This is a genomic window from Psychrobacter cibarius (assembly GCA_030686115.1).
GTDB lineage: Bacteria > Pseudomonadota > Gammaproteobacteria > Pseudomonadales > Moraxellaceae > Psychrobacter > Psychrobacter cibarius_C.
Window position 1 is genome coordinate 357,492 of the sequence record CP131612.1, and the last position, 18,100, is coordinate 375,591.

The 18,100-nt window shown below is 42.7% G+C and carries 13 protein-coding genes; all 13 read left to right on the plus strand.

The window, feature by feature from the left end; all coding sequences use genetic code 11:
• The first annotated feature begins 426 nt into the window (after nt 1–426).
• Nucleotides 427–1,362 carry an AraC family transcriptional regulator gene (locus Q6344_01560; GenBank protein WLG14069.1) on the plus strand — a complete coding sequence of 312 codons (936 nt, stop codon included), beginning with the start codon at nt 427–429 and terminating at the stop codon, nt 1,360–1,362.
• 291 nt (nt 1,363–1,653) lie between these two features.
• The gene (locus Q6344_01565) at nt 1,654–2,721 is read left to right on the plus strand and encodes a hypothetical protein (GenBank protein ID WLG14070.1); all 1,068 of its coding nucleotides are present in this window, start codon (nt 1,654–1,656) and stop codon (nt 2,719–2,721) included.
• A gap of 81 nt (nt 2,722–2,802) precedes the next feature.
• Complete coding sequence (gene gspF, locus Q6344_01570) at nt 2,803–4,005, plus strand: type II secretion system inner membrane protein GspF (GenBank protein WLG14071.1); 1,203 nt, start codon at nt 2,803–2,805, stop codon at nt 4,003–4,005.
• Nucleotides 4,006–4,709: 704 nt separating this feature from the next.
• Entirely contained in the window at nt 4,710–5,168 is a 459-nt protein-coding gene (gspG, locus tag Q6344_01575; GenBank protein ID WLG14072.1) for a type II secretion system major pseudopilin GspG, read from the plus strand.
• A gap of 263 nt (nt 5,169–5,431) precedes the next feature.
• Nucleotides 5,432–5,995, plus strand: coding sequence for a protein-disulfide reductase DsbD family protein (locus Q6344_01580; GenBank protein WLG14073.1), 564 nt, complete (start codon nt 5,432–5,434; stop codon nt 5,993–5,995).
• Between the two features lie 67 nt (nt 5,996–6,062).
• Nucleotides 6,063–8,198: a protein-disulfide reductase DsbD family protein gene (locus Q6344_01585; protein WLG14074.1), complete on the plus strand. Its 2,136-nt coding sequence runs from the start codon at nt 6,063–6,065 to the stop codon at nt 8,196–8,198.
• A 359-nt stretch (nt 8,199–8,557) separates the two neighbouring features.
• Complete coding sequence (locus Q6344_01590) at nt 8,558–9,985, plus strand: phospholipase A (protein ID WLG14075.1); 1,428 nt, start codon at nt 8,558–8,560, stop codon at nt 9,983–9,985.
• Nucleotides 9,986–10,012: 27 nt separating this feature from the next.
• Nucleotides 10,013–10,864 carry a ComF family protein gene (locus tag Q6344_01595; protein WLG14076.1) on the plus strand — a complete coding sequence of 284 codons (852 nt, stop codon included), beginning with the start codon at nt 10,013–10,015 and terminating at the stop codon, nt 10,862–10,864.
• 367 nt (nt 10,865–11,231) lie between these two features.
• Nucleotides 11,232–11,717, plus strand: coding sequence for a prepilin-type N-terminal cleavage/methylation domain-containing protein (locus tag Q6344_01600; GenBank protein WLG14077.1), 486 nt, complete (start codon nt 11,232–11,234; stop codon nt 11,715–11,717).
• Nucleotides 11,714–12,364 carry a type IV pilus modification protein PilV gene (gene pilV / locus Q6344_01605; GenBank protein ID WLG14078.1) on the plus strand — a complete coding sequence of 217 codons (651 nt, stop codon included), beginning with the start codon at nt 11,714–11,716 and terminating at the stop codon, nt 12,362–12,364. Before Q6344_01600 ends, pilV begins: the two co-directional genes overlap by 4 nt.
• Nucleotides 12,364–13,341: a PilW family protein gene (locus Q6344_01610; protein ID WLG14079.1), complete on the plus strand. Its 978-nt coding sequence runs from the start codon at nt 12,364–12,366 to the stop codon at nt 13,339–13,341. Before pilV ends, Q6344_01610 begins: the two co-directional genes overlap by 1 nt.
• Nucleotides 13,342–13,363: 22 nt before the next feature.
• Entirely contained in the window at nt 13,364–14,194 is an 831-nt protein-coding gene (locus Q6344_01615) for a pilus assembly protein PilX (protein WLG14080.1), read from the plus strand.
• Nucleotides 14,195–14,342: 148 nt separating this feature from the next.
• Complete coding sequence (locus Q6344_01620; GenBank protein WLG14081.1) at nt 14,343–18,071, plus strand: PilC/PilY family type IV pilus protein; 3,729 nt, start codon at nt 14,343–14,345, stop codon at nt 18,069–18,071.
• Nucleotides 18,072–18,100 lie beyond the last annotated feature (29 nt).

The window sequence follows — 18,100 nt, forward strand, 5'->3', positions numbered from 1 at the left end:
TTTTAACCTATCTTACCCCCTGCGATTAAAATTTGTAGACTCATCAACCCTTTGATTGTCTATTGATTTACTGGCCTTTTGTCTCATTTATTTTTATTATGGGTTCTCTTTCGAGACGCTCGCTATCCCTGTACGTGCCTTAAACCTGCTTTGTTATTCTTTAACAGTCTTTATATAGGATAACAAAATATAGAATAACAAAGGCAACGCTTTTAGTGATGCATCATGATAAGGTCTTAAAGCCCGTTGATATATTAGGTCATCCATTAAGAAGTGATCCATTGAAGATGATGCAGGTGTTCAGAAAACCAAAGGTCAGTTAAAAAATATATTGAATAGATTAAGTAAGCCTAAGACCGTAGTAGGGATGTGAGTGCTTGTCTGAGATGCGCTGCTATGGATCTTATATTATTGAGGAAGTGATTGATGGACGCATTGAGCGTATTGCTACAAAACGTGCATTTGTTTGAAACCAAGTATTATCGTTTGAATGGGACTGGTAATTGGTCTTATTCCATCACTAGACAAGATACGATTTTGTTTTATTTAGTGATGTCTGGGAGCTTTTGCATCGATGTCGGCAATGGTTTGCGACAGGCGCACGCAGGCGATATGATTATGATTCCCAGTGCCCATAAGCATGTGAGCTATGCCTTAGATCATAATGGTGACGATGCGCTACCGCTAGATGAGTTGCTGACTCATTGTAAGGAAAACACCCTTGATATCGATGGCAACGGTGATCCTAACTCGTCTTTGATATTGATTGAATGCAAGTATGACAAAGAAATGATACGTCCTTTGCTGTCTGTGCTGCCTGCGATTTTGCCTGAAATCAACGATGAGTCTGACGGTAGGTTTGAGGTCATTGATGTCGAGATTAAGCTGCTGACCTTAGAAGCCGAGTGTGAGCGCATGGGCAAGACCGCGATCATCAATCATTGGGCAAGTATTATGATGATTGAATGTTTGCGGGTTTATATTGAAAGTTTGCCTGAGGCCACAGAAAACTGGCTAAAAGCCATGAAAGACCCGTTTTTGACCAAGGCGTTAGCAGCGATGCATCAAGCTCCCAATCAAAACTGGACCATTCATAAACTGGCTGAAGTCGCAGGAATGTCACGCTCAAGCTTTGCGCAGCGCTTTAAAGATACAGTTGGTATGCCGCCGCTGACCTATCTCATTGATTATCGCTTGCGCTTGGCGGCCCGTTATCTACGCTTGCAGCAAAACAGTATTGGCCGTATCAGTGAGTTGGTTGGCTATGCGTCAGACTCGACCTTTAGTCAAGCATTCAAGCGCGTTTATGGGGTATCACCAAAAGCCTATCGCCAACAATATCAACAAGAAAACATCGCATAACGTATCGTTAATACACTATAAAAGCGTTAAGGTTGCCATTAGGCCCTTAACGCTTTTTTGTTTTCTCATGGTGAAGTATGAGACTTTTATGGAGATATTTCGTCTATGGTTGACAGGTGTCGACACGGAGTATTTTGACGATGGACAGCTGACAATGTGCTTGTGTTCAGGTACTATGGAATAATGAGTCATCTAGGCGCAAACGCTTGTTTTTAGCGTAAGATATGTCACTGTATGGTGGTCAGATCGTTTGTTCTAAATGATATTTATTTTTGCTGCTGATGGTATGTTATGACTGAACCGACCGCAAAGCCACGCGCAGGAGCCAATAGCCAACAAGGCTCAGCTGTGTCCGCTAAAAAACAAAGCGATATGAATCCAAGCAACGTCAAGCGTGGTCGAAAAGACAAGGCGGGTGCGACACTTGACAAAGCCATGTTATTGGCACTGTTTACGCTGCCAGATATTGAAGAGGCAGTTGTTAAAGAGACAGTCGTTAAAGAGGTCGTTAAAGCCGCCGCTGATGAGTTGTCTAATACCCCTAGCAGGGTGCAACAGCCTGCTGCTAGCGAGATGAATATTGCCGAGCAGCGTGTGGCACTGTATCGTACCCAGCATGAGCGTACGCGATTATTATATATGGCATCCGCTGCCACGCGACCTACTTATTTGGTACAAACGCTCAAATCACAATTTGCAGAACATCAGCAATACTTGTTGGCACAGCAGCTTGATAAACGCGGCTTGATGGATACCGATGGATTAGAGCGTCTTTGGCAGCAGCTGCATGTGGTCGATGACATCATCGCTGATATTGTCCGTCATATGCCAGCTCAGCAGCCAGCAGGTTGGCAACTGACTACTCAGGATGGCCGAAATCCGCTATGCTTTGCCACCGTTGGCAAATTAAAGAACAGTAAGCCTATTCGTGATCAAGGCAGTCTAAATAGCTATGTGCTTGGGCACTTCGGCGTGAGTAGTTTTACCTATGATCGCGGCTATTATATTGGACATGTCGTTGGCTACTTATTCAGCTGTTATTTTTGTGCCCATCTATCTATTAGCTATGGTGTTACGGCACTTGGTCCGCAGGTTATAGCTGATTACGATTATGCCAGTCTTGAGACGCCATATATGGTTAGACTACTACAAGGGCTGGATGGCTACTGTAAAAAACGTATTTATCAGTTGGCAGTTATCTGTGCACGATTGAGTGTTTTTGCCAGTGACAAGCGTATCGAGAGAATGCTCATTGCTGAGGTCAACGACTTCGATAAAAAACTGCAGCAGCAGCACTTAGATGTTTTGTTATTGCAAGGTTTGATGCCAGACAGTAGCGATTCTACGCCGCTTTTTTAAGCCATTAAATCTCGATAGACCGCCTTTATAAGTCCTTGTTTATTACCTTTTATTATTGATCACTTTAGGATATTCGCTGCTATGCCCGCTTATCATTATAAAGCGTTAGATGACCATGGCAGTGTGCAAAAAGGCTTGCTCGAAGGCGATTCTGCGCGGCAAGTTCGCCAGCAGCTGCGTGATAAACAATGGACGCCCGTTGAAGTCAGTGCCGTCAATGATAGACAAAACCAGAATAAAAACCGCTATAAAAAACCGTCTGCTTACGAGTTAGCATTGCTGACCCGTCAATTATCGGTATTATTGGCAGCGGGTATTCCGTTAGAGGAAACGCTTGCCGCCGTCGCCAAACAGTCACCAAAAAATCACATTAAATCTCTCATGCTTGCCGTGCGCTCTCATGTATTAGAAGGTTTGAGCTTGGCGCGAGCATTGCAGCAAGCCGCCAGTTTTCCACCACTATATATCGCGACCATTGCGGCAGGGGAAAAGTCAGGTCACTTGGATTTAATCTTGAACCAGTTGGCAGATTACACCGAAAACCGCTTTGCATTGCAAAAGAAAATCCAAGGCGCAATGGTTTATCCGATTGTGCTGATGGTGATGGCAATTGGCGTTATTATGGGTTTGATGAGTTTTGTGGTGCCCAAAATTGTCAAAGTGTTTGAGCAGTCTGAACAGGCATTGCCGCTGATTACCCAAATTGTTCTTAGCCTATCTAACCTCATTACGCAGTGGTGGTGGCTGATGCTGATAGTATTGTCAGGAACGGCATTTTTGTTTTATCGTTTTGCGCAGACGCAAGCGGGTAAATTAGCGATAGACAGCATCGTGCTAAGACTACCAATATTGGCGCGGTTATCAAAAGGGCTGAATGCAGCACGTTTTGCCAGTACATTGGCGATATTGGTACGCTCAGGGGTGCCGTTGATTGAGGCATTGCATATTGGTGCGGCGGTGACGACCAATTTACACATTCAAAAAACCATCATCACTGCGGCTGATAGGGTGACGGAAGGCTCAAGCTTATCGAGTCAATTAGAAAAGTCCAGTTACTTTCCGCCGATGATGGTGCAAATGATTAAAAGTGGCGAAAACTCAGGTGAGCTTGAGAATATGCTCAGCCGCGCCGCCAATATGCAGGAAGCAGAAGCCACCAACTTTATCAGTACCTTATTATCGCTACTTGAGCCGTTGATGCTAGTGCTGATGGGCGTGGTAGTCATGATTATCGTGATGGCAGTGATGCTGCCGATTGTCAATATGAATGATCTGGCAGGATAATGAGCACTCAAATCTTCTGAGCTTGTGTGCCTCCCGCTCACATTTCTATTGTAGCCATCTTACTAAATATTACGCTAGCTTTCTTAAGATTTGCTTACTGTTGTAGATTGTTGACTGAGTCACGTTTTTATTAGGGTAAAGCCAGCCATCAAGCTATAGTAAGCGTCAGTCAAAAGTTATCCTTATAAATAGAGTCGGTTCAAGATAATTTAGATACAAGGAAGGTGAGTGAAAGTACTACACATAGTAGACTGAGCGAGCCTGACACAGTATCTAATTTATATAGGAATGACTCTATTACTCGTCATGCTGTGGTTCAGTATTGATGCTTATAAAAGTCAAGGTTCATAACAATATACTTGCGTTGCTAGGGCGTGTCCTTATTTTAAAAATGGTGATAAAAATGAGATAAATTGCCGTCAAACAAGGAAAGTAGCGCAAATAATATCGAGATATTAACAAGCTATTTGACGATGTTTGGCAAAATTTAGCTATTTTTAGGCCATTTAGAAAGTAAACGATTGAATTGAGGACACGCTCTAGATAAAAATAAAATCATGGTTTATAGTGATAATCGTTTCAGTGCTCATTAATACGCCGATCATTAATGTTACTTGAACGCCACTTTTCCTATTTACATCACCTTGATGCCAAAAGCGATGACAAAAGCGATGACTATAATTGACAAAATTCAAGTAACTACTATGCCAATAAGTGCTACAAGAGCCAACAAGCCACTGCCTATGCGTAATAACCAGTCTGGATTTACTCTGATCGAGATCATGGTCGTGATTGTAATCTTGGCAATTCTTGCAGGCTTAGTTGTCCCGAAAGTGGTGGGACAAAGTGATAAAGCTCGCGTCAAGACTACTGAAACAGCGCTTGCTACAGTATCCAACGCCCTTGATATGTATAAGGTTGATAATTCGCGCTATCCGACTACCGCACAAGGTTTAGAAGCATTAACCACACCGCCAGCAGAGGCCAAAAACTACCCAGATGGTGGTTATATCAAAGGCGGCTATCCAACAGATGGCTGGGAAAATGAGATGCAATATGTCGCCCCAGGCAGTGAAGGTCGTCCTTATGATTTATTCTCGCTGGGTGCAGATGGACAGCAAGGCGGCGAAGGTCAAGATGCTGATCTTTATGCTCAATTATAAGTATTAGCTTGACGAGCAGTTAAAATATGGGTAGCTAACAATCCCTTACTCCATAGTATGTTTATTGGTGACGGTCGCTCTAATGCTCTTAAATATCAACCAATAAGACCTTATTGGTTGATATTTTTATATCAGTAAATAAATGGCGTGGCATTCCATAGATAATGTCAAACTATCCATTTTTTCAACAATCTATACGTTTGATACCAGTCATATCGCCCCGCTCATTTGTCATTAAAATCAGCCAGTAGAGGTCATTGCTCATGTTTACCAACAAACTCAACTCACAAGCCGTCATTACAAATAAACGAGTCTCTAAGTTGCCTCACGCACTTGCAATCATGAGTACTTCATTGATGATAGGGTTGTCAATGGCATCTATGAGCGCTCAAGCTGCAGGTTTGGGCGAGTTATTTGCTAATAATGGTGCCGCAAAATCGAAGTTTTTGCCTGTCGATAAAGCGTTTCAAGTTATTAGCAGCACTAAGGCCACGCCTAAGGGTACGCGCTTATCTATTAATTTTGATATTACGCCAGGTCATTATGTCTATAAAGATCAGCTTACTCTCAGTTTCCCTAAGGGCGTGAGTGCAACCCCCTTTACTTTTAGTCAGTCGCCAGTCTCCATTGACGACCCAACCTTTGGTAAGGTTCCCGTTTTTACCCAAAAAAATATGGTAGCAACCACGACTCTGACTACTAACAATGGTAAAGGCGCAAAAAATGCACCGATTGTCATTGGCTGGCAAGGCTGTGCAAAAGCTGGGCTATGCTATCCGCCAGAGAAAATCAAAACCACGGTTGATATCGCCGTGACACGCAAATAGACCACAAGCCGATCGACTCAAATATTGGTAATAAATAGCATATTAGGTAATAAATAGGTAGCTCTTCATGTCCATCAAGACAATAGAAAAAAAACCATCGCTAACGGTACATCGCTCGTCCAAAAAATCTTATCTACTAGCATTTGCGGTCTCTAGTAGCTCGTTGTTTACAGGACTGGCTGCGATGCCCATGATGACTCATGCGGCAGGGCTGGGTGATTTATTTAGCAGTGATAAAAGTGCGGCACAGACGAAGTTTTTACCAGTCGACAAAGCCTTCCAAGTCAGCGATAGCAGTAAAGCTACCAATAATGGCACGCGCTTAGCCATTAATTTTGACATTACGCCTGAGCATTATGTTTATAAAGACCAAATCAAACTGACGTTGCCAGCTGGCGTGACCGCCGCGCCTTTTACCTTTAGTCAAAAGCCAGTTTCAATCGATGATCCGACATTCGGAAAAGTACTGGTGTTTGACCAAGCGAATATGGTGGCTACGACGACCTTGAGCAGTAGTAGTGGTAAAAGCGTCAACGATGCCGCCGTGGTGATTGGTTGGCAAGGTTGTGCCAAAGCAGGGTTATGCTATCCACCCGAAAAAATTAAAACGACAATTGATATCGCTGCTGCAACGCCACAAATTCCAGGAAATAGCGCCAGTACTTCTACTCAAGAAGCTGCTAACAACAACAGTCTGACAGGTAATGACAATACCGCCGAGTCAAGTGCAACGGTTGCCGATAGTCTTGCAGCAGAGCAAGCGCTGACTGATGATGGGGTGATTGATTATGCCTTGTTGGATGATGAGGCTTTAGATGGAGAGCTTGGCGCTACCAATACGATTTCTGGCGCAGATGAACAAGGCGTCGATGGCACTGCGACAAGTGAAGTGCCTGCGACAACCAACAATACTGTTGCTGGAAATAATGCCACTGATAGCGATCCTTTTGGTTTGGCTTCTCATCCTTGGTTGGCATTGGTATTATTGTTTTTAGCAGGGCTGGGTTTGGCATTGACACCATGCGTACTACCAATGTTGCCAATCGTTGCCAATATCGTTGCCCGTGAGGAAAATCCAACGGTGAAACGCGGTGTTATTCTGACCACCAGTTACGCTATTGGCGTGGCAACGGCTTATGGTATTTTGGGCGCAGTCATCGCCGTGTTTGGTGAATCATTAGGCATTATCGGCTGGCTACAAAACCCCATTATCCTGATTGGTTTTGCGATTATATTTGTCCTACTTGCACTATATATGCTGGGTGTGTTTAGTATCCGCTTACCGAGATTTATTAGTAATAAAATGCAAGGCTTGAGTCAAGCAGGGGATAGCAAGCTGGGCAGTACGGGCGGTAGTTTAATCGCGGGTTTCTTATCTGCGCTCGTAGTATCGCCTTGTGTTTCTGCGCCATTGTTTGGGGCACTGCTTGCCGTATCGACGATTGGTAGTCCATTACTGGGTTTTGCGGCTTTATTTATGCTGGGTTTTGGTTTATCCGCACCGCTTATCTTAATTGGTGCCACCCAAGGTAAAATTATGCCGAAAGCGGGCGCGTGGATGAACTGGGTCAAGCAAGGTTTTGCCTTATTGCTCTTTGCCGTTGCTTTATTATTAATTGAGCGCGTCTTTATCTCACCCGTGATGCTAATGGTATGGGCGTTATGGTTTATGGTTGTGGCGATGTGGGCGTGGAGTTGGTTGGGTAAAGGTCGTATGCTGACCCAAGCATTGGGATTAATCGCTGGTATTTGGGCAACTTGTTTAGTCATCGGCGCGGCGTTGGGTAACGATGATAGTTTGCATCCGTTGGCATCTTTAAGTGCTGCTCCGATGATGCAGACGACTGGTCAGCCAGCCATGAGTAATACAACAGATAAAACCGTCACGACGCTGCCTGAGTTAGATGCCATTATCGCCGCTAACCCTAAAGTGCTTGTCGATGTCACTGCTGAATGGTGTATCGAGTGCCGTATTATGGATAAAAACTTATTTCATAATCGTCCAGCGCAGATGCAGGATTGGCAGTTGGTGAGACTGGATATAACAGAAACTACTGACGATTCTAAAGCAATCTTAGCGCGCTATAAATTGTTTGGCCCGCCAGCATTGCTGTATTATCAAGATGGTCAGTTGACCAATCAACAAGTAGGTGAGATTGATCGTCCAGAATTTGAGCAAACGTTGACGATGCTTAATAACTGATACTTAATAAAACGAATAAGTCTTTTCTAAAGGCTTAACAATACAAAAGAGCCAATGTACTATTCATACAGTACGTTGGCTCTTTTACTTTTACCAATGGTTACTTATCATCTTGACGCTAAGCATTTGGTTTAGTGTTGATTATTGATATTTACATTGGTATAGGGCAGCGATAACGCTAGTATAGTACACACATTTTCATTACAATAAAGCAACAATGCTGAAGGCGCATTACTCGTTGTAATTGCTGACTTCTATGTCTGAATGTCATTGGGTTTATTTTAGCGATGACGCTAATGGTCATACTCATTATCTTATATACTCTGCTGGCGATAATGTCAGTTAGATAAAGGACACTTATGTTTTCCCATATCACCGCACAGCGCCGCCCTAAGCCTCTTATTACAGCGCGCAAAAACACTTTATTTCAGACAAGAAAGCATTATTTGAATATTGCTGTTGGTCTAGCGCTAACCTGCTTTACCGTGCAAGTCCAAGCTGCCGATAAAACTCAGATCGATAATGAGTTACCAGTACCGGAGGCAGCGTTTGAGTTTGAAGATTATCAGGTGTCACAGGATGCCAATACAGCTGCGCAAGATCGCCAAGTAGTCAGTAAAGAATTTATTGCTCAGCAAGCAAAATTGTTTTTTGAATGTACCCAAGTGCAGACCAGTGCCGCACGTTTGGCTTGCTTTGACAAAGTGGCTGAAGAAGGTAAAACACCGAGCTACACCACAACTAAGCAGCCAGTAGATTTGGCAAAAACCTTTCAAAGTACGCTTTCAGGTAATCCGCAAGTTGTCTTTGTAGAAGAAAAATCTACCATTGCTGGTGCTAATAATGCCGCTACTGACTCAGTTGCGCGCGCGCCTGCTACTAATGAAGGTTTAGACACCGTTGGGCTAACACAAAGAGAAGCACAAGTTTTAGAAAATGTTGGGGTCACTCAAAAAGATATCGAAAAATATACACCGCTTAGTTTATCCTATGATCTCGATAAAAATAGTGAGCGTGGGACTTGGACCGTCAGACCATACCGACCAACCTATGTATTGCCAGTATTTTATACCTTTGACCCTAACCTAGATCCTAGCACGCCGTCACAGGAAACTGAGTCCTTTACTTCTAATGACATACGCAATACTGAACTAAAATTTCAGTTGTCTTTGAAGACCAAAGTTGCCGAAGACTTATTCGATACCAGTGCTGATTTGTGGTTTGGTTATACCCAAGAGTCACATTGGCAAGTTTATAACGAAGACAACTCGCGACCATTCCGTGCCACCGACTATCAGCCTGAAATATTTTTGACTCAGCCAGTGACCGCAGATTTACCTTTTGGTGGTCGTCTTCGTATGCTTGGTGCTGGTGCCATTCATCATTCTAATGGACAAGACGATCCGTTATCACGCTCATGGAACCGTGCTTATCTCATGGCAGGGGCAGAGTGGGGTAAGCTATCAATCGTACCGCGCCTGTGGGCTCGAGTGAATAGTGAAAGCAGCAGCAGTGAAGACAATCCAGATATCGAAGACTACATGGGTTACGGTGATATCAAATTCTTATATGATTTGCCTGATCAACAGAGCCTGAGCGGTACATTGCGCTACAATCCCAGCACCAATAAAGGGGCGGCGCAAGTCGATTATATTTATCCATTATCAGAAAATGTTAATGGCTTTGTGCAGGTTTTCCAAGGCTATGGCGAATCCATCATCGATTATAATCACGAAAATACCTCTATTGGTTTTGGTATCGTACTGAATGATTGGAAAGGTTTCTAATATCAGCGCACATTTTGATAATCGTCCATGCGACTTTTAGCGCCTTATCAAACCGGACTATGGCTGGCAGAGTATCTCGATATACGCTGCCAGTTGTGCCGTGTTTATCGCAGCACGCCACAATCTCAGCTATCTCAAAATTACCTCTTATCAAATATTAGTAGCTTGCCAACGGCTGATTCTATACCGCACTCTCTAAACCCCTTGCCAAACAATCCTTCGTTTTTTGCTAATTTGCGCCAGCAATTTAACCACCGTTTTAACAGCGGACTACTTTGCTCACATTGTCATGACAGTATCGCGTGGTTGCCGAAACCCTTCAATGTTGATATTGCTTCTGATACGGTTTTATCTATCCAAACGGCGACTTATTATGAGTATCCGCTACGTCAAGCGATCAGAGCTTTTAAGCACCATGAAGACATGACCAAATTACCGTTATTGTTGCATGCTATACGTCAGCTACCACGTCCTCATGGTTGTCATCATGATAATAGCGTGATTGTCGCTATGCCAACAACCGAGCAACGACTGGTCAAGCGTGGCTTCGATCCTGTCAGTATTTTATCGGCGCAATTGTCTAAGCATTGGCAGATACCTTTATGGCATGGTGTAAAGCGTATTGACGACACTGTCAGTCAGCAAGGGCTTACACGTGCTGAGCGCCTGAGTAATCTAGACAATGCTTTTGTTTTAATCGAAAAACCTACTGTGAAACGTTTATTATTGTTTGATGATGTTGCGACCACGGGTGCTAGTTTACAAGCATTGGGACGTACACTGCTTACCTCGGCTGAGACAGTCACCATTTCAGATATTCAAGCCAATCATAAATACCATCTTTCTGCCTATGCTGTGGCGCATGGAAATCAGTCTTAAAATCTGTTGCTCTCTATTGGTAATCACTAATATGTTGCTAATTTGTTGCCTTAACGCTATATTATTAAAATAATATATGTTTATTTGTTATTAATATCCAAGATATGATGCTTATCACTCAATAGCATTGCTTGTAAAATGATATTTTCTAAATAGCTTGCATAACTGCTATGGCTATTGTTATTTCTATGCAAAACTTTTGTCAAATATTATGGAACAAAAATTGCAGTATTCTGATTAAATAACAATAAAAAGACGGGCAAAAATGATATGAAAATATGAATTCATTGTTAATGTTTTTGATCCAGTATTGGTATTAGACAAACAATAGTTATTATAAAATTGCCGTTATAAATAGGGATTTGATGTGAACGCATCTACAAATAATCTACCACTTACGCTACGAACAACCAACTCAGGATTTACCCTGATTGAACTGATGGTAACGATTGCAGTATTGGCTATTATTGTCGGTATTGCTGCGCCTAGTATCAGTAATCAGTTGGCTAATCAAAGAGTGAAGTCAACGACTGCGACGCTCGTTAATGCACTAAAAGAAGCTAAGGTAGAGAGTGTGATTCGGCGACAGGAAGTTGAGTTATCTTATGATAATAACGGTAGTAATACAGGTAAAATAGAACTTGAAGATGACGATTCAACGTTTGCTAATTACGGTTATGACGCCAAAAGTACTATTAATTCTGATAATAATAATATCGAATTTAAGCCAAATAAAACGGCAGATGCAATGACGTTTACGATTTGTGATGATAATAAAAGCATTAGTCCGCGTCAAATTTTAGTTAGTGCCATCGGGGTTATCACCATTCAGTCAGGGGGAACATGCTCATGAAAAAATTTGGTCAACAGCATGGTGTAGGTCTGGTTGAAGTTTTAGTCGCTGTATTACTCTTGTCTGTTGCTGTCTTAGGTTTTAGTGCATTACAAGTGCGAGCGGTCAGCGCCACTGATGAGAGTCTTGTCCGTACTAAATCACTGACGCTCGTTCGAAATTTGGCTGAGATTATGCGTGCTTATCCTGAGGCTTATGTCACAGGCGGCGGCGCTGCTTTCGTCAGTGTTACACCTGACACCGCGCTTGCTATACCTACTATCCAAGCGATTATCAGCAGCACTGCAACTGACAATATTAAGGTTGATACAAAAACCATAAGCCGTAATGGTGCTAACAACTGCTTATCAAATGGCACAACGACTAATGCTGATAGTAAAAAAATTCCAAATAAACTATGTAACATCAGCCAATTGGCAACTCGTGACGCATTGATGGTCAAACAGTTAGCAAAAGATGAAGGTGTGGAGCTTGCCGTGGTTACTTGTCCAGGGACGACCAAACAAGCTATTCAGCAGCAAATGTGTATTGTCACTGCATGGAACGGTACCAAAGCACTATTAGATGATACAGACGTTAAAGCCTGTGCTGGTGCTAATGGTGTTTATAAAACAGGCAGTCAGTGCCTAATATCGGAGGCGTATTAATGTATATTTACAGTAATAGAAGCCATCCTTATCACACTTCGCCTTCTTCTGCCTCAGGATTTACGCTTATTGAGCTGATGATTTCGTTAGTCTTAGGTTTACTGATATCTGCCGCAGTAATACAGGTTTATATCATTAGTACCCGTACCGTGACCGTACAGCAGGGCGCCTCAGAAGTTCAAGACAGTACAATATTTGCATTACAAACCCTAGAAGATCAGATTCGTATTGCCAATTTAGGAAACCCTATTACCAATGTTAACGACACCACAAGAAATGGTGGGATTGTTTTAACAGGTAATAATTTAGGAGACAGTAGCTACGCTAATACTGGTTATCTTACGGTCAGTGCTGGTCAGACAGGAACGAAGGGTACCAACGGTTGGACAGGCATATCAAATACGAATGTTGCTAGCGATCAGCTGACTATTCAATATAAAAATATTACGCAAAATGCTTTGTTTGACTGTGAGGGTGCAGAGATTGTTGCCGGTAGTAGCGATTGGGTTATTGAGCGCTACTTTGTGCGCCCAGTAGCAGGAAAAACAGCAGTAACAGGTTCACAAAACTTAGTGTTGGCTTGTGATGCGGGACGTCTGAGTAGTGCAGGTGTTGTTAGTGATTTGGGTGATAACGGTGAGGTAATGATACCCGCTATTGACCAATTTAAGGTGCTATTAGGGACGCTAACAGATGTAAATAATTTAACGTATCTGCCATCAAGCATTTATCTCAATTTAGATAAACCTTTACTCACGGATAAGCCTGCAATCACGACAGTCAAAATTGGTGTCATCGTTCGTAGTAGCACGCCACTAGTCAGTAGTGTAGACAAAACTGACTTTAGCGTATTTGGCACAGCACAGACATTAAAAACCGAGAATACTAAATATTATCGCCGCAGTTATGAGTCAACAAATTTATTGCGCAACGCTCGTGTTATGTCGGTAACTGGTATGACATCTAGTAGCAAGTAGCACCACAAAAAAAGAGGACAACATGTCAAATATACCTCATCACCAGTCCCTTAAAAGCTCTGTATCAACACAGCAAGGCGCTGTACTAATTGTAGTGCTATTGTTTTTAGTGTTGATCATCTTGGTCGGTGCTATCGCGGTTAAACAAAGTACCACTGATTTGCGCCTAGCAACCAGCGATCAAATAAACACCTTGCTATTGCAATCGGCAGACAATGCCAATCAAAATATCGAGCAAGGGGTCAACGGTAGTAGTGATGCTGAGGTCTATACCGATATGCTATCGCGTGGCGGGCCGTTTGGACACTTTATTCTAGATACCAATAGTGCTGAGCATGAATACATATTTTGTTTTCGTCCACGTGGACGCTTCTTTGATATTAACAAAACCACCATCAACACAGAAAACGGCGGTAATATTTTAGGCAATGATATTGGTTACTGCAATCCATCAACGCCTGCCGACTATGTCAGTGATCGTAATGCGAGCATGACTCAAGTAAACGTTTCATTGACGGCGCCAAATGCTAGCAATGAAGCGTTTAGTAGTTACACGATTGGACAGGACAGCAGTGAGATATCAAGCCAAGCGTTTATGTTCGATATCACTAGTACTGCGATACTACCAGCCTATTCTGGCAAAACAGATGCTGCCAAAGACTGTTTTAAAAAGACCAGTCGAGTAGGAACAGTGACGGATGCTGAAGATGCTATTGGCGGCTGTATGATAGAAGAGGGTGTACCCAATACTGTGTTGTATGAAGTAGCAAACGTAGAAAACTTATCATTACGTGAGAACTGTGTCGATTTCGGTAAAGGGAAAGGCGTTGTTTGTACCCTTCCTACAACCTAGTTTGCTGTAGTTAAGTATAGATAGCAGTATCGAATCGTTTAAAGTTGTTAGAGCACGCCTAATAGTAAGCATATGATTGTTAAATGGCAATTGAATGACTGCTAATGATTATCCGCTCGATAGCTCAATCCATTTAAGGAGTCAGCCCATGAAAAACTTACAGAATAACAGCTTTAGTCGACGCACATGGCCTATCAAGTTGCTATCGGCAGCAGTGGTTATCGGTATGACAGGTACTATGGTACAGGCGGCTAACCCCAATCCTAATCGCAAGCCCATCGGTGATTTAGAGATTTACGCACCAGCTAAGCCTGGTACAGCGACTATTTTTATGATGCTAGATATCTCAGGCAGTATGGACAGTAGAAGTATACAAGTAGATTATAGTAGTTGTAAGGATAGCTATACTAGTCAAAATTCAGAAAAAATTACCGCAGTCATTCGCAAGCGTGATGCTGATGGTAAAATTAATGATACTCTTGAAAGAAGCATTAGCTTTACCCCAAAGGGTTGTAATGTTAGTAGTGGTGGTTATTGGTGGAATCCTAGCTATACAGATATGCGATTTGATAGACTGACACGTTTACAAAAAGCTCTGATAGAACTGCTAGCTGATGAGGTATATAGTGGAGACGAAATCAAAGCCAGCAAAAAAATAGCAGGTAAAGGCTCATTACCTGATGACTACGAAATAGGCGTAGGTGCTTTTAGTTATAAGAGTGATGGAAGAACGGGATATGTTCTGGTACCTACTAGTGCCTTAACATCTAAACAACGAGTGGAGCTCATTGAAGAAATTAAAGACTTAACAGCCAACGGCGGTACACCAACAGGGCCTGCATTAGCAGAGTCTGGTGCCTATATGATGGGTACTACTACTAAAACTGGTGATCGAAATACTGACCTATATAGCGGTTTCGATTTTTCTACTAAAAATGCCAAAAAAGATGATAAGCGTAGTTATTCATCGCCTCTTAATGATAGTGAGTGTAGTGGTAACGGTATTTATCTGCTAACCGATGGGGAGCCTTCTAATAATATTCAGGATCGCTATGCCAGAGGAATAATGGATGCTTCGTTAAGTGGCTCTACTTTATCTATGAACTCATGTGACAATAATAGCTCAACAGGGCTGTCGGGAAGTAGTAATCAATCATGGGGCTGTATGGCTAGTTACTCTAAGCTATTACGCAATCCTGCAAACCCTGGTAAGTTACCGATCAAAACAGCAACAGTAGGGTTTGGTAAGTCTTTCGCTGGATTGACAGGTACAAAAAATATTATAACCAATGGTAAGTCAGTACCAGTAGTAGACTGTGAAAGTGGTAACGCAAGCAAAAATTCAGATGTACGGAATCTATGTAGGCTTGGTGAACGTAAAGGTGATAATGAGGTTAAAACCTTTGGTGATGGTGGCTTCTATTATACCGAAGAGTCAAACGATATCGCCAATAGTATTGTGGATTTTGCAGCGAACTTAGTACAGGTCATTAATACTGCACCCTCTGGTACCATTACTATTCCTGATGACCCATATCGCGCTTCTAATCAGCTAGCGTTTGCCTATTTGCCAATGCTAGATCCTGATATCGCTACAGCAGCAAGTATTTGGAAAGGTAACTTAAAGAAATATGACCTAAATGAAGGAACATTGTTTGGTAAAAGTAAAAGTTTGCTATACAAAGATGCTGCTGGTGATCTTAGTGCCACGACTCAAGATTTGTGGCAAAACGGTGACTTCATTAAAGGTGGCAAAACGTCAAATAATGATGTTGATGCTGGCGGTGTCTATGCTCAATTAAAGTCACCAAGCTCCGGACTTGGCAGTTTGCGCACGCTTTATGTGGAGGACTATACATCAAACGATAATAAAACCCCAACTTTACGTAAAGTCAGTGTTGATAGTAACGGTAAGCCACAAGGCTTTGATCAACTAATAGATGCCAGCACTTATACGCAGATTAACCAGCGTCGATTGCTCAGTTTTCTAGGCTTTGATGAGGTATTGAATAAAGATGATGAACCAACATCTCTTAAAGATGTTGAAAACCTTAAGCTTGATAAGCCTATTAAGGAAATAAAAGTATTAGGTGGTGTCGTCCACTCAAAACCTGCCGCCATTTCTTATAGTGCCACCTTAGATGATAACGGTCGTATTACTAATACTCGTGACGATTACGTATTATTTGGCTCTATGGACGGTGCGCTACATTTAGTCGATGCCGATAAAGGGGAAGAGACCTACGCTATCATTCCTAAGAAAATGTTAGAGAACCAGCCGACGGCTCTAGTTGAGGACTCGACTAAAAACAAAGTTGGTGAACCTTATTTTGGCGTAGATGCCCCTTGGTTGGTGGTCACTGATTATAAATATGACTTGGCTGCCAAACGGGTGAAGGTTGATGAATCGTCTGGCAAAGGTATGTTTGCCTATGGTGGCCTACGTATGGGCGGTGAAGCATTCTACGGTATGGATATCACCGATAAAGCAACCCCAAAAGTAATGTTTACTTTGACTCCAGAAGGGCGTAACAACGCCACAGGTAATAATGATTTTGCGCGCCTAGGTCAAATCTGGAGTAAGCCAACGGCTGCTAAGATTCGCATTAAAAAGGACGATAAGCCCACCAATGTCCTTATATTTGGTGGCGGTTATGATATGGCCTATGAAAATGATGAATATATGGCTACCACAAAGGCACCAGCCAAAGGCAATGCCGTTTATATGATTGATGCCAGTGATGGTAAGTTATTATGGTCGACCAGTGGCGAAAGTGGCGGTAGTGTAAACACCAAAACAGCGGACATGATTCATAGTGTTACGGGTGAGATTGCTGTACTCGATAGAGACAATGATGGTCTGATGGATCATATATACATGGCAGATCTTGGTGGGCAAGTATTCCGTGCAGATTTTGAAAATGCCCGCCCTGAGAAGTTTGGTTTTGAAGCCGTAACTAAATTCTCAAATAAGCGTGTTACGCGCGTATTAAATAGTAAGCCGAGTGGCAAACCTGCCTATCGTTTTTATGAGCGCCCAGTAGTCAGCTTCTATCGTAACAAAAGCACTGGCAGTAATAATGGCCAGTTATTTGCACTAGTGAATGTTATATCAGGCAATCGCAGTGCACCACTATCGACGTTGCGTAGCGATAACACTTATGCCAACCGCGTATATGGCATTATTGATAACGATGTGACTAACGCAGACCTCTATAAGAGTGATTTTACAACTTCTGTAAAAGACATAACCGAGAGTAAGCTAACCAATCTAGCCACGGCGCTAGGTAGCGCTCCGAATGAAGCCGCAAAAATCGCGGCTAAGTCAGCAATGGTAGAGGGTACTAAGCAAGGTTGGTACTATCCGTTGACTCGCTTTGATGGCTACAATAATGTCCGCTACAATAAAGGCGTAGGCGACAGTGTGGTCATTAACAATCTACTGTATACCACGGTTTATAATCCCGATAAGCTCTATGGTACGGTTTCAAGCTGCGCAGCAAAAATATCAGGTGGCTCAGAGCGTCAGTTATACTGCCTACCTTATGGCGTCTGTATGGAAGCCAGCTCAGGAACAGGTACAGGTGGCTATTTACCTGCAGGTCAAGGTATCCAAGAGCTGACATTGGGTGCTTATAATGAGGACAATACTGACCTCAAAGTACTCATTGGTAATAGGACTATCACTGAACGCGCGTTAGAAATCAATCGAGCTGGTTATGGCACAGACACCTTTAAAAATGATAGTAATATCAAAGATTTATATCCAGGTGAGGGAAGTCGTCCGACACAAGTCGGTGGCGACGGTACTGCTGGCGAGTATATCTTTAATGAGCGCTATACGATGCAGCCACGTATATGGTATGAACGTAAATAGTAGCGCCACTCACTAAGACTGGCACAGCA